General features: G+C 66.5%; 11 protein-coding genes and 1 pseudogene. 5 read left to right on the top strand and 7 right to left on the bottom strand.

Annotation, left to right across the window (positions count from 1 at the left end; genetic code table 11):
- Nucleotides 1-96: 96 nt before the first annotated feature.
- From CT3_RS10790 to CT3_RS10765, 7 genes and pseudogenes are all read right to left on the bottom strand, one after another.
- Nucleotides 97-1449 carry a TolC family outer membrane protein gene (locus CT3_RS10790; protein WP_066532050.1) on the bottom strand — a complete coding sequence of 451 codons (1353 nt, stop codon included), beginning with the start codon at nt 1447-1449 and terminating at the stop codon, nt 97-99.
- Nucleotides 1450-1513: 64 nt separating this feature from the next.
- Nucleotides 1514-1855, bottom strand: a complete 342-nt coding sequence (locus tag CT3_RS10785; RefSeq protein WP_066532047.1) for a rhodanese-like domain-containing protein — start codon at nt 1853-1855, stop codon at nt 1514-1516.
- A gap of 14 nt (nt 1856-1869) precedes the next feature.
- Nucleotides 1870-2559 (bottom strand): protein-L-isoaspartate O-methyltransferase family protein, encoded by a 690-nt coding sequence (locus tag CT3_RS10780; protein WP_066532033.1) that lies wholly within the window; start codon nt 2557-2559, stop codon nt 1870-1872.
- 47 nt (nt 2560-2606) lie between these two features.
- Nucleotides 2607-5780, bottom strand: coding sequence for an efflux RND transporter permease subunit (locus tag CT3_RS10775; protein ID WP_066532021.1), 3174 nt, complete (start codon nt 5778-5780; stop codon nt 2607-2609).
- A gap of 9 nt (nt 5781-5789) precedes the next feature.
- Nucleotides 5790-6329: an efflux RND transporter periplasmic adaptor subunit gene (locus CT3_RS21315; RefSeq protein WP_227657950.1), complete on the bottom strand. Its 540-nt coding sequence runs from the start codon at nt 6327-6329 to the stop codon at nt 5790-5792.
- Nucleotides 6330-6408: 79 nt separating this feature from the next.
- Nucleotides 6409-7044: pseudogene (locus CT3_RS21310) on the bottom strand (efflux RND transporter periplasmic adaptor subunit); the annotation flags it as partial.
- Nucleotides 7041-7751 carry a TetR/AcrR family transcriptional regulator gene (locus tag CT3_RS10765; protein WP_066532019.1) on the bottom strand — a complete coding sequence of 237 codons (711 nt, stop codon included), beginning with the start codon at nt 7749-7751 and terminating at the stop codon, nt 7041-7043. The pseudogene CT3_RS21310 and the gene CT3_RS10765, both read right to left, overlap by 4 nt.
- Nucleotides 7752-7910: 159 nt before the next feature.
- Here CT3_RS10765 and msrA point away from each other — a divergent pair, with 159 nt between their 5' ends.
- The 5 genes from msrA (at nt 7911) to CT3_RS10735 (ending at nt 12617) form a co-directional block, all read left to right on the top strand.
- Complete coding sequence (gene msrA / locus CT3_RS10760; protein ID WP_066533297.1) at nt 7911-8447, top strand: peptide-methionine (S)-S-oxide reductase MsrA; 537 nt, start codon at nt 7911-7913, stop codon at nt 8445-8447.
- A gap of 152 nt (nt 8448-8599) precedes the next feature.
- Complete coding sequence (locus tag CT3_RS21305; protein WP_172591804.1) at nt 8600-9085, top strand: transcriptional repressor; 486 nt, start codon at nt 8600-8602, stop codon at nt 9083-9085.
- A 205-nt stretch (nt 9086-9290) separates the two neighbouring features.
- Complete coding sequence (locus tag CT3_RS21570) at nt 9291-9470, top strand: hypothetical protein (protein WP_370510805.1); 180 nt, start codon at nt 9291-9293, stop codon at nt 9468-9470.
- Between the two features lie 155 nt (nt 9471-9625).
- Nucleotides 9626-10057: a hypothetical protein gene (locus CT3_RS10740; RefSeq protein ID WP_066532003.1), complete on the top strand. Its 432-nt coding sequence runs from the start codon at nt 9626-9628 to the stop codon at nt 10055-10057.
- A gap of 337 nt (nt 10058-10394) precedes the next feature.
- Complete coding sequence (locus tag CT3_RS10735; protein WP_083520175.1) at nt 10395-12617, top strand: TonB-dependent receptor; 2223 nt, start codon at nt 10395-10397, stop codon at nt 12615-12617.
- Nucleotides 12618-13140 lie beyond the last annotated feature (523 nt).

Below are 13140 nucleotides of genomic sequence, written 5' to 3'. Positions count from 1 at the left end.
CCCACAGTCAGCACGGATGCTGGTTTTACATCAGCATGGGAGGCCGCCAGTACCACCGCGAGGCAGGGGCCGCCCCGGCTATGGCCGCTGCGGTCTTCAGGGCCGGGCGATCAGCTGGTTCAGGCCGTGGATGTCCTGCATCTGCAGCTGGCCGGCGGCCTGGCGCAGCTTGAGCTGGCCGACCAGCACGTTGTAGCGCGCCTGGGCCAGGTCGCGTTGGGCCTGGTAGAGCTGGCTTTGGGCGTTGAGCACGTCCACATTGATGCGCACCCCCACCTGGTAGCCGAGCTGGTTGGCTTCCAGCGCGCTTTGGCTGGAGGCGACGGCCGCTTCCAGCGCCTTGACCTGGCCGGTGCCCGATTGCACGCCATAGAACGCCTGGCGCGCGGCCTGGGCACTCTGGCGGCGGGCATTGTCCAGGTCTGCGCGGGCTTTTTCTTCCAGCGACAGGGTTTCCTTGACGCGGTTTTGCACGGCAAAGCCGGCGAACAGCGGCATGTTCAGCGTCACGCCCACCTGGCCCTGGTGGATGCGGTTCTTGATGGGGATGGTGGTTGTGCCATCCGGGTTGCGCTGCACGCCGTAGCTGGCTTGCAGATCGACGGTGGGCAGGTGGCCGGTTTCGGCCTTGCGGGTTTCCAACTCGGCCATATCCAGGGCCAGGCGGGCCTGGCGTACCAGGGGCTGGTCGTTTTCGGCCTGCTCAACCCAGGGCGCCACTGTGGCTGGCTGCACGGCGGGCAGCTGCACCGGCTGGGCCAGGGGGTGGGGCTGCAGCGGGCTTTTGCCCACCAGCTGCTCCAGCGCCAGGCGCTTGACCTGCAGGTCGTTGGTGGCGGCGATTTCCTGGGCTTCCACCAGATCGTGGCGGGCCTGGGCTTCGCGCTGGTCGGTGATGGTGGCGGCGCCGATGTCGAAATTGCGCTGGGCGAATTCCAGTTGCTCGCGCACGGCGCGTTTCTGGGCCTGCACCGTGGTCAGCGTGTCCTGGGCGGCCAGGACGTCGAAGTAGCCCTGACTGACGCGCACCAGCAGGTCCTGCGTGGCGGCATCCAGCTGGGCACGGGCCAGTTCCACATTGCGCTGACCCTGGCGGTAGGCGATGGTGTTGGCCGGGCGGTACAGCGGCTGGCTGGCCTGGATGGCCGCACTTTGCTGGTGTGCACTGCCCAGCACGCCGGGAATGTTGGGGTGCAGCTCGGTGCGGGTGTAGTTGGCGCCGGCCTGGGCGCCCACGCTGGGCAGCAGGCCGGACTTGGCCTGGGCGCCCTTGTGTTCGGCCGCATCCAGTGCGGCGCGGCTGGACAGCCAGGGCGCATCAAAGCCCTGGGCCAGTTCCACCATTTCCACCAGGCTTTGGGCACCGGCAGGGGCCGCGGCCAGCCCCATCGTCAGCAGGGTTGCCAAGGTCGCGCAGTGCGTCAGAGAGTGCCGGAAATTGCGAACCATGGAGCTCCTCAGGATGGGGCAGGGGGACAGGAAAAGGCGAACAGGTCGGGTGGCAGGCAGTCTGTCAGTAGCGCGGCACGCGGGGGTCTCGCTGCAGGGACCAGGCGTCGATGCCGCCTTCGATGTTGGCCACCTGCCCGAAATCGTGCTGCGCCAAGAACATCGCTACCTGCATGCTGCGCATGCCGTGGTGGCACAGGCAGGCGGTGGGACGCTCGGGATCCAGCGCGGCCAGTTGCGACGGAATCTGCCCCATGGGCAGGTTCAGCAGCTCAAAACCTTCAGCGGTGACGTGCGCGGTCTGGAATTCCCAGGGTTCGCGCACATCCAGCACCAGGGGAAGTGGATCCCCGGGGTGCTGGGCCAGCCAGTCGTTCAGTTGCGTGGGAGAGACGCGGGTGAACATGGGTCTGACTCTTCTCAGAACACGAAGCGTTCTGCCGTGGCAAAGCCGGACAGACGGGGAGCGACCATGTCCCAGGGTTCGGTGGTGATGCGCTCGTTGCCGTGGCGCTTGACGATGGTGAAGCGCATCATGGGCGATTGGCCCACGATGGCGCCCAGGCGGCCGCCGTCTTTCAGGTGGTCCAGCAGGGCTTCGGGCAGCACTTCCACCGAGCCACTGAGCACGATCACGTCGAACGGGCCTTCGGCCAGCAGGTCCTTGGAGCCGTCGGCCACGCGCACGGTGACGTTGGTGGCTCCGGCGGATTCCAGGTTCTCGCGGGCCATTTCGGCCAGCTCGGGGTTGATTTCCAGGGTCACCACTTCCTTGGCCAGCTTGCCCAGCAGGGCGGCGCTGTAGCCGGAACCGGTGCCGATTTCCAGCACGCGTTCATGGGCCTGGATGGCCAGATCGTTGGCCATGCGGGCGTCGACCTTGGGCGACAGCATGGTCTGACCGGCCACGCCCAGGGGGATTTCCACGTCCATGAAGGCCAGTTCGTACGAGGCCGGCGGCACGAAGTCTTCGCGGCGCACGGTTTCCAGGGCTTCGATCACACGCACATCCTGCACCACCCAGGGGCGGATCTGTTGCTGGACCATGTGGAAGCGGGCCGTAGCGTTGGCGTCAGAGGTATCAACCGGGCGGTTATAGGGCAATGTCATCTGGGGTCTCCTCCACAAGGGATGGCTATATCGCAAAATCTTCGATTCTAAGGTTCCTGGGCCGGGTTTGCCGGGGCATTGCCCAGCTTGCGGCGCACCCAGTTCGCCAGATCGTCCATGTAGCAGTACATCACCGGTACCACGACCAGGGTCAGCAGCGAGGAGGTGATGACCCCGCCGATCACCGCCTGGCCCATGGGGGCGCGCTGTTCCGAGCCTTCGGACAGGGCAAAAGCCAGCGGGACCATGCCGAACACCATGGCCAGCGTGGTCATCAGAATGGGGCGCAGGCGCACGCGGGCGGCAGTGAGCAGGGCCTGTTCGCGCGGCATGCCGGGGTGGGGCTGGCCGTCCTCTCCCGTATGGGGGTCGCGTGCGCGGATGGCAAAGTCCACCAGCAAAATGGCGTTCTTGGTGACCAGGCCCATCAGCATCACCACGCCGATGATGGAGAACATGGACATGGCGGAGCGGAACATCAGCAGTGCCAGGGCCACGCCGATCAGCGTCAGCGGCAGCGAGGTCATCAACGCCAGCGGCTGCACAAAGCTCTTGAACTGGCTGGCCAGGATCATGTAGATGAAGATGATGGCCAGTGCCAGCGCCGACAGGGCATAGGCAAAGGATTCGTTCATGTTCTTGGTGGAGCCGGCAAATTCCCAGCGGTAGCCGGGCGGGAGGGCGGCGCTGTCCATCAGGCGGCGGATGTCGCCCGAGACTTCCCCGGCCGAGCGCAGCGCCACGTTGGCGGTGAATTGCACCTCGCGCGCCAGCCCGCGCCGGTTGATCTGCCCCGGACCGGTGGAGTCCACCAGCTGTGCCACCTGGTTCAGGCGCACGATCTGGGTGCCGCCGTCGGTGCCTGCCAGGGCAAACGGCAGGCGCGCCAGGTCGCTGGGCTGGGTGCGGGCATCGGGTGCCATGCGGACGTTGACGTCGTAGGTCTCGTCGTTGGTGGCGCGCCAGTTGCCCACGGTTTCGCCGGCCACCAGCACGCGCAGTGCGGTGGCCAGGCTGCCCACGGACAGGCCCAGGTCGGACGCCGCATCGCGCCGCACCTGGATGTCCACCATGGGGCGGTCGGGTTTGAGGCTGCTGTCCAGATCCACCAGACCGGGGATCTGCCGCAGCTGGGGCAGCAGCTGCTGGTTCAGCCGGTCCAGCTCGGTCAGATCGGCACCCATGATGGAAAACTCAATCTGCTTTTGCCCGCCCACCGGGTCCAGCAGGCCCACATGGGTGACGGTGATGCCTGGACTCTGCTGCAGCGTCTGGCGCAGCGTCCGGCCCATGTCTTCCACATTGCGGCTGCGCTGCTTGCGGTCCACCAGCCGGATGTAGATGGTGGCGTCGCTCTTGCTGGGGGCATTGCCGCTGTTGATGGTGGTGACGGTGTAGCGCACTTCGGGCAGGGCGCGGATGGCCTGCTCCACCTGGTGGGCGCGGGCCTCGGTGGCTTCCAGGGAGGTGCCCTGGGGGGTGCTGAACTTGACCGTGGTTTCCGAAAAGTCTGCCTTGGGCACGAATTCCGTGCCCAGCAGCGGCAGCAGCAGGATGGAGCCGATGAAAATGCCCAGGGCCAGCAGCAGTGTCCACAGCTTGTGGGCGAGCGACCAGGCCAGGATGCGCTGGTAGAGCAGGGCCAGCTCTTCGGTGGCGCGCTCGAAGCCGTGGGTGACACGGCCCAGCGTGCGGCCATACAGGCTTTTGTCCGGCCCCTGGCCGGCGCTGTGGATGCTGGGGTCGTGCCAGATGCTGGAGAGCATGGGGTCCAGCGTGAAGCTGACAAACATCGAAATCAGCACCGCTGCGACGATGGTGATGCCGAATTCGTGGAAGAACTTGCCGATGATGCCTTCCATGAAGCCGATGGGGAGGAAGACGGCCACGATGGACAGGGTGGTGGCCAGCACGGCCAGACCGATCTCCTGGGTGCCGTCCAGCGCTGCCTGGAATGGGGTCTTGCCCATCTGCACATGGCGCACGATGTTTTCGCGCACCACGATGGCGTCGTCGATCAGCAGGCCCACGCACAGTGACAGTGCCATCAGCGTGATCATGTTGATGGTGAAACCGAAGGCGTGCATGAAGAAGAAGGTGCCGATCAGCGCAATCGGCAGCGTCAGCCCGGTGATGACGGTGGAGCGCCAGGAATTGAGGAACAGGAAGACGATCAGCACCGTCAGCAAGGCGCCTTCGATCAGGGTCTGGCGCACGTTGTCCACGGCCACCTGGATGGGGCGGGCCGAATCGCTGACTTTTTCCAGGCGAAAGCCGGGCGGCAGCTCGGCCTGGATGGCCAGCACCGCCGCGTCCAGGCCCTTGACCACGGCAATGGTGTTTTCTTCCTGTGCTTTCTGTACCGAGAGCAGCAGGGTGCGCTGGCCGTTGTAGAGCGCCAGCGATTCCAGCTCCTGCGCGCCATCGTTCACGCGCGCCACCTGGCCCAGGCGGATGGCGGCGCCGTTCTTGCGGGTGATGATCAGGTCGGCAAAGTCCTGGGGATTGCGCATGCGGGCGTCGATCTGCACCACCCGTTCCTGCTGCAGCGAGCGGATGGCGCCCACCGGCAGGTCCTGGTTTTCGCTGCGCACGGCAGACACCACCTGGGACGTGGTGATGCCATAGGCGTCCAGTGCCGCCGGGTCCAGGTAGATATTGATTTCGCGCTTGGTGGCGCCTACCAGGTTGACGGCGCCCACGCCGCGCACGTTTTCCAGGCGTTTTTTCAGCACCTGGTCAGCCCAGGTGGTCAGTTGCACGGGAGAGGGAGGCTGGGGGCCATCGGGCAGGACGGCCAGTGTCCAGACGGCGGCGTCGGCCGGGTCGAAGCGCAGCACGCGCGGTTCCTTGACCTCGTCGCGCAATGTGGGGCGCACGGAGGCCACTTTCTCGCGCACATCTTCGGCGGCACGGCGCCCGTCCACGTACAGCTGGAATTCGACGATCACCACCGAGCGGCCCTGGTAGCTGCGCGAGGTGAGCGAACTGATGCCGGCAATGGTGTTGACGCCTTCCTCGATCTTGCGGGTGACTTCAGTTTCGACGATCTCGGGCGAAGCGCCGGGGTATTCCACCGTGACCACTACGACCGGGAAGTCAATGTCCGGGAACTGGTCCACCGCGAGCCGCTGGTAGGAGAACAGTCCCAGCACCACAAAGGCCAGCATCACCATGGTGGCGAAGACCGGGTTGCGCAGGCTGACGCGGGTGAACCACATGGCGGGCTTTCAGCGTGCGGGGGCAGTCGTTGCGGTGGAGGGGGCTGCAGCCGGGGCCGAGGCTGCTGCAGGCGCACCGGGTGTACCGGGGGCGATGGGCGCACCGGCCGCGCCCTGCTGCAGCAGCTGGACGCGGGTGCCCTCCGGCAAAGGCCCCATGCTGCCGCGCAACACGGTACTGCCTGCGCTGGCGCCCTGGACGGCCACCCACAGCGCGGTGCTGTCGGTCCCTTCCGGCAGGGCCTGGGCGCCCAGCTGCACGGTCTGGTGTGCCACGGCGCCGTTCACCACGGTCTGGATGTAGGGCTGGGGCTGGTCGTTGCGCACGGCATCCAGTGGCAGGGCCAGGGCCTGTACCGTGCCGGTGGCGATCAGCCCCTGCACAAACAGGCCGGAGCGCAGCTGCAAGCCCGCCACGGGCTGCACGCGCAGGAAGACCGGCACGGCACGGCTGCCGCTCTGGGCGCTGGGGCTGATGCGCACCACCCGGGCGGAGACTGGCGTGCTGGCGCCTTCCACCGTCAGCAGGGCCGTCTGGCCGACCTGCACCCGCAGCGAGTCCTGGGGGGGGCAGCGGAGCCTGTAGTTCCAGCGCGGACAGGTTCACCACCTCGGCGACCTGGGCTTCCACGTTCACACGTTCGCCGTCCTGGGCAAAGCGGCGGGCAATCTGACCGTCGATGGGGCTGCGCAGCACGGTGTCGTCCAGCGTCTTGCGCGCCGCATCGGCTGCGGCGCGGGCTGCGGCCGTGTTGGCGCGGGCGGCCTGCAGGCTGGCTTCGGAGTTGGCCAGGGCGGTGGGCGAGATGAACTGCCGGTCCACCAGCGCCTGGTTGTTCTGGTGCTGGCGCAGCTGGATGGCTTCCTGCGCCTGGGCGGCATCGGCCTGGAGCCGGGCCTGGCGGTAGCGGGCTTCGCTGTCGGTGGCATCGATGCGGGCAATCACCTGGCCTTTGCGCACGCTGTCACCCTCGCGCAGCGTAAAGTCCTGCAGTGCACCGGCCACACGGCTCTTGATCAGGGCGCTGTCCACCGCAGACAGGCTGCCGCTGACGGGGACCTGCAGCGGCAGTGTGCGCACCTGCAGCGTGGTCCAGTCGGCTGCGCCGGCCTGCAGCACGGCGGCGGGCGCTTGCTGCTGCGCCTGCAGGGCCTGCTGTTGCTGGCGTTTGGCCACCACAGCCCGCCAGGCGCTGAAGCCCAGGGCCAGAACGACCAGGGCGATCAGGCCCCCAAGCAACCAGGATCTGCGGAGCAAGCTCATATGTCTGTGGTGTGGAGGGGTAGCGTGGGATGCAGCTGGGGCAGGGGCAGGGTGTCTGCATCCACCGGCTCGCGCAGCAGGCCGCGCAGGCAGTTGCGAAATTGCGATAGCAGATAGCTGTGCGGCGTGAGCCCATGGTCCATCGGCAGGCACAGGGTGCCGGTGGGTTGCCACAGCATTACAAAGGTCATCGGCGTCAGCACCAGGTACAAGGCTTCACCCAGTGGCATGGGGCGAAATTCGCCGCTGTCCATGCCGCGCTGCAGGATACGTTCGAGCATCGCGTGGCCGGGTTCATCTACTTCGTGGCGGTAGAACGCGGCCAGTTCCGGAAAATGTGCCGCCTCGGCCCACATCAGGCGGCAGATGCCGCCGGCCTGGGTGCTGGCGATCTGCTGCCACCAGACTTCGAATGCCCGGGCCAGCAGGGCGGCGCTGCTGCCCTGGTAGCGGTCCAGCTCCAGCTGCCAGTCGGCGTAGCAGCCGCTGATGCTGTGGCGCACCACGGCCTTGAACAGTTCTTCCTTGCTGGGAAAGTACAGAAACAGCGTGCCCTTGGACACGCCAGCGCGGGCGGCCACGGCCTCCACGCGGGTGGCGGCATAGCCTTTTTCCAGAAACAGGGACAGCGCCGCTTCCAGCAGTTCACCCGGACGCGCTTCTTTGCGGCGGCTGCGGCGTGGGGCGTCGGTGCTGCTGTCGGGCATGGGTGGGTAGGGATCCAGTTAATGACTGATTGGTCATTAATGTAGCCAAGGCAGCGCACCGCTGTCAAACACTGCCGTGGCGGTGGTGGCGGCCGGCAAATCCGTACTTGATGCAGGGCAAGGCCTGGCGGCCGGCTGAGGCTGGTGTACAACAGCGGCATGACTGAAACCATTTATCTGGCAGGCGGCTGTTTCTGGTGCACCGAGGCCGTGTTCGACCGCGTGCAGGGCGTGATCGATGTGGAAAGCGGCTACGCCAACGGCCATGTGGACCATCCACGGTACGAGCAGGTGTGCGAGGGCACCACGGGCCATGCCGAGGCCGTCAAGCTGGTGTTCGACCCGCAGGTGATCGGTCTGCGCCAGGTGCTGGAGATCTTTTTTGGCACGCACGATCCGACCACACTCAACCGCCAGGGCAATGATGTTGGCACGCAGTACCGCAGCGGCGTGTATGTGACCACGCCGGCGCAGGAGCAGGTGGTGCAGGATCTGCTGCGCGAATTCGGGCAGGACAAGACTTTCGGGGCGCCGGTGGTGACGGAAGTCGAGCCGCTGCGCAGCTGGTGGCCGGCCGAGGCCTACCACCAGGATTATTTCGCCCGCAATCCACAGCAGGGCTACTGCGCCTATGTGGTGGCTCCCAAGGTGCACAAGCTGCTGGCCACCTTTGGCCGCTACGTGAAGCCGGACTGAGAGGGCTTTGCCAGCCCATTGGCGGTGGCTGGCGTCCGCGGCGGATGCTGAGGGGCTGTGAAAGCAAAAATCCGGGTGCCTGCCCTATATTGCAATTGAATTGCGTTAATATCGCAATCCCGCTGCAATTGCAGTGTGTCTTGAGTGTGTCCATGCCCCGCCCAGCTTCTTCCCTGGAATTGTCCTTGCCGCCCGGCATGCGGGCCACCCGTGCCACGCGCGCGCTGGTGGCGTTGCTGCGCAGCCAGGCTGCCAGCCGCCTGTCGGCCGCCGAGGTGGAGGCTGCGCTGGCCCGGCTGGGTGTGGCTGTCAACCGGGTGACCGTGTTTCGCGCACTGGACCGGTTGACCCAGGCCGGGCTGCTGCAGCGCCGGGTGGAGGATGACCGCATCACCCGTTTCCAATGGCGCAGTGATGCAGGGCGGGCCCAGGCCAGTGCTGCGCCGGCGCCTGTGGCCCAGCGCATGCCGGTGCAGTTTCATTGCCTGCGTTGCGCGCAGGACCTTCCCGTGGACAGCGCCGCGCCTGCGATGCAGGCATCGGTACAGGCCCTGGCGGCCGCGCTGGAGCCGGCCGCAGTGGGGCAGCTGCAGGCAGTGCAGTTGCACGGCCTGTGCACACCGTGCAGCGCCGCCTGAGTCCAGCTCCATGGCTGGCACTGCGCTGGCATCCACCCTCTCTTCCGAAAGAAGCTCCATGCAATTCCGTCTTCTGGCCTGTGCCGCAGTTTTTTCCCTCATCGGCACGGTGGCGGTGGGTGTTCAGGCCCAGCCGACCGCCCGCACGCCACAGCCTGTGCCGGTAACGGCCGAAGCCGCGCCCAAGCCGACCACGGGCCAGCCGGTGCTGGATGCACACACGCGCGAGGACATCGAACGCCACCAGTCCATGGCACGTGCCCATGCCCAGGCCGCCCAATGCCTGGAAGCAGGCAAAGGCGAAGACCAGTGCCAGAAGCAGTTGCAGCTGGCCTGCAAAGGCCTGGCCCTGGGCAAGAACTGCGGCATGCGCCACAGCCATTGAGCCTGCGGGTGGAATGAACGCTGCGTGATGCGCTGCATGCTTGCCTGCCGAGCCGGATGCCCATGCGCCCTGTCCAAGGGGGCTGCGGGTCAGCGCGCGTGGTCGCACCAGCGCTGGGTTCCGTCCGTGCGCCGGTCCACACGGGAGGGAGTGTGATGCGCCAGCGGGCCATGCATTCCACGGGCGGCACCACGGCCACGCTGCCACTGCGCCGCTGGCTGGCAGTCTGGCTGCTGCTGGCGCTCTGCCTGGCACCGCTGGTAGCGCGCATGCACCAGGTGGTGCACATCCCTGGTGCTGGCCTGGCGCCTGCCGTTGCCACGGCAGTTCCGGCGTTACCTGCGGTATCCCCGGATGGCGTGGGCCACACCGTGCAGGCGCTGTTTGGTCACCATGGCAGCCTGGACTGCCAGGCGCTGGACCAGTTGGCACACGGCCAGGCGCCGCTTGCCTCTTTTGTGTGGCTGCCCGCATGCTGGGCCACGACTGTTTCTCTGGCCGCACCAGTGCATGCCCTGGCTTCACAGCGCTGGTGGGCTCCGCTGGCCCGGGGGCCGCCCGGGATGGACCTGCCCCCTGGTTTCTGATCCGACTGGTGCGTCTGGAGGCATCCGCAATGCTTGTCCCTGCTGTGGATGGTGTGTGCTGCGGCGCATGTTCCGTCTCCCCTGTACGGCTGCGGGGCCGTTGCGCCTGCTGATGGCGCAGCGCGCATGCCGCGCCGGCCTATCGTCTGGATCAGAACCGTTCAAGAGCAGAGCAGCTTGTGCGCACTCAGTGCGCATGGGACTGCTGACCATATGAAAAGCGCTGCCTGAGGAGGGCGGCGCAAGCTCCCACTGCGGCGGTCAGCCGGTCTGCGCATGCAGCCCATACGGTGCTGTGCGCCGCTGCAGCAGGGGAGTGCAGAGGGAAAGTTCCTCCATGAACGTTTTGAGTGCATCGACCCATCCGGCCCAATCCCGGGCCAATTCATCCACCGCGGCAGCAGCCGTTGCCGAGCCTGCCTGGACGGCACCGCTGGGGGCAGGGCGCAGCCGTCTGGGCGGCGTGGCGTTCGCCTGCTGGTGCCTGGCGATAGGCACCGCAGCCGCGCATGCGCAGACGCCATCCGCAGAAGCTGGCGCAGTGACTCCTGCTCCCACCACCGTGGCAGCACAGGGTGCCGATGCAGTGGCAGCGAAGCCGGCATCTGGCATTGAATCTACATTACATGAAGTCGAAATTCGATCGAGTGCATGGTCCCTGGAGCAATCAGCGCTGGCGTCACCAGTACAGGTACTGGAAGGCGAGGCCCTGGAGGCACGCCGCAGCGCCACATTGGGTGAGACCCTGGCCAGCGAGCCTGGCGTGCAGTCCACGCATTTCGGCGCAGGTGCCAGCCGACCCGTGATCCGCGGCATGGATGGTCCGCGTGTGCAGGTGCTTAGCGGCGGCAGTGCGGTGCAGGACGCTTCCAATGTCAGTCCCGACCATGCGGTCATGGCCGACTCCATGCTGGCCGAGCAGATCGAGGTGTTGCGCGGCCCGTCCGCCTTGCTCTACGGCGGTGCCGTGGGCGGGGTGGTGAATGTGCTGGACGGCAAGATTCCTACGGCGGTGCCGGAAAACGGCGTGCAGGGCAGCGCCCAGGCGCGCTATAGCTCGGCCGACCGTGGCAAAACCGGTGCGTTCGCGCTGACCGGTGGACAGGGCCCGCTGGTGGTGCATGTGGAAGGCATGGGCCGCAACGCCCAGGAATACCGTGTGGGCCGCGGTTGGGATGGTGGTTCGCGCGTGGGAGGCAGCTACTCCAAGGGCGAAACCGGCAGCGTGGGCCTGAGCTGGGTAGGTAGCGAGGGTTATCTGGGCCTTGCCTACACACGCCAGGAGGCACGTTATGGCTTGCCCGGCCACGAGCATGTGGACTGCCATGCACACGGCGACCACCTGCATTGCCATGACGACCACGATCACGACCATGACCACGGTGAGGGGGCCGACATTCCCACGGTGGACATGCGCAGCAACCGCTGGGACCTGCGCGGTGCCTGGCGCAACCCGGTGGCCGGGATTGCGGCGGTGCGACTGACGGCCAGCAAGACCCGCTATGGCCATGAAGAACTGGACGAAGGCGAAGTCGCCACCAAGTTCCGCAACCGGGCCCACGATCTGCGACTGGAGGTGGAGCACCAGCCCATCCCGGGCCTGGCCGGGTTGAGCGGCGTGTTCGGGGTGCAAAGTGCCCAGCGCCGCTTCAGCACCGAAGGGGAAGAGGCCACGGTCCAGCCCACGGACACGCGCAGCTGGGGCATGTTCTGGCTGGAGCGCTACCAGGTGGGCGACTGGACGCTGCAGGGCGCGCTGCGCCATGACCGCCAGCGCATCCGCGCACTGGAAACCGGGGAGGAGCGCGAGCACAGCGGAAGCTCTGCCTCGCTGGGTACGGTATGGCGTTTCCAGCCCGGCTGGCAGGCCAGCCTGAGCTACACCCATGCCAGCCGCATGCCAACGGCCGAGGAGCTGTTCTCGGACGGCGTGCACCTGGCCACCAACGCCTATGAACGCGGCAACAGCCAGCTGGGCAGGGAAAATTCCCGCGCCTGGGATCTGGGCCTGCGCAAGACGGCGGGTGACACCACCTGGGGCGTGAGCCTGTACCGCCACCAGGTGGATGGCTATATCTACGGCCGCACGCTGGACGTGCACGACGGCTTCCAGTTGCTGGAATACAGCCAGGCCGATGCGCGCTTCACGGGGTTGGAGGCCGAGATGCGCCACCGCTTCAATGCCAACTGGGCGCTGCGTCTGTGGGGCGATGCCGTGCGGGCCGAGCGCTCCGATGGCACCCGCCTGCCGCGCATTCCGCCGGCCCGCCTGGGGGCCCAGTTGCAGGCCAGCTGGCAAGACTGGAAGGGCAATGTGGAGTGGGTGCAGGCGGCCCGCCAGTCGCGCGTGGCGCCGCTGGAGTCGCCCACACCGGGCTACGGCCTGCTGCATGCGGGCATCAGCTACACCTTGCGCACGCCCCAGGGCCAGCCGCTGGAGCTGTTCGTGCAGGGGCGCAACCTGACCAACCGCCTGGCCTATGCGCACACCAGCTTCATCAAGGACGCAGCGCCGCTGATGGGGCGCAACATCACCCTGGGCGTGAAGATGGACTTCTGAGCCTGTTGCTGACCACGGCCGCCACACATGCCGGCGGCCGTGGTCACGAGTGGTGAGTGTGGCGAACCAGCCTGCGCGCCCGGGCCGTGGTGCGGCTGGCCGTTCCGGGGCCTGCAGGCAGTGCCTTTGGCAGGCGCAAGCGCCACCGTTCGTAGTGCTCCTGCCCGGGCTGCGCGATGCCTGCGAAATGCGGGTTCAGATTGCAGGCAGTCCGCAAAGATGCGCTGCAGCGGTGCAGGCCGTATCGAACGATGTCGTTGAGGTCATATCGATCATGTGGAGCACCTGCGCAGGGTGCTGGTGGCAATGCTGTGGGTATGGACGCCGACATCGCTCTGCTTCTGAATCAGCGCGGCGGACGTTTTGCTGTGTTGTACCGCGAGGTGATTTGGAGGCGACAATCCATGCGAATAAATTAAATTTATTTTTAGCCTAATTTCACCAAACATTTTAACGAGTGTAAATACTAACAAACATGTGATTTTTGGGAGAAGTCTTTTTTCGGTGCCGTGCTCCTTGCACC

Source organism: Comamonas terrigena NBRC 13299 (assembly GCF_006740045.1).
Lineage (GTDB): Bacteria > Pseudomonadota > Gammaproteobacteria > Burkholderiales > Burkholderiaceae_C > Comamonas > Comamonas terrigena.
This window is presented reverse-complemented; position numbering and strand designations above follow the sequence as displayed.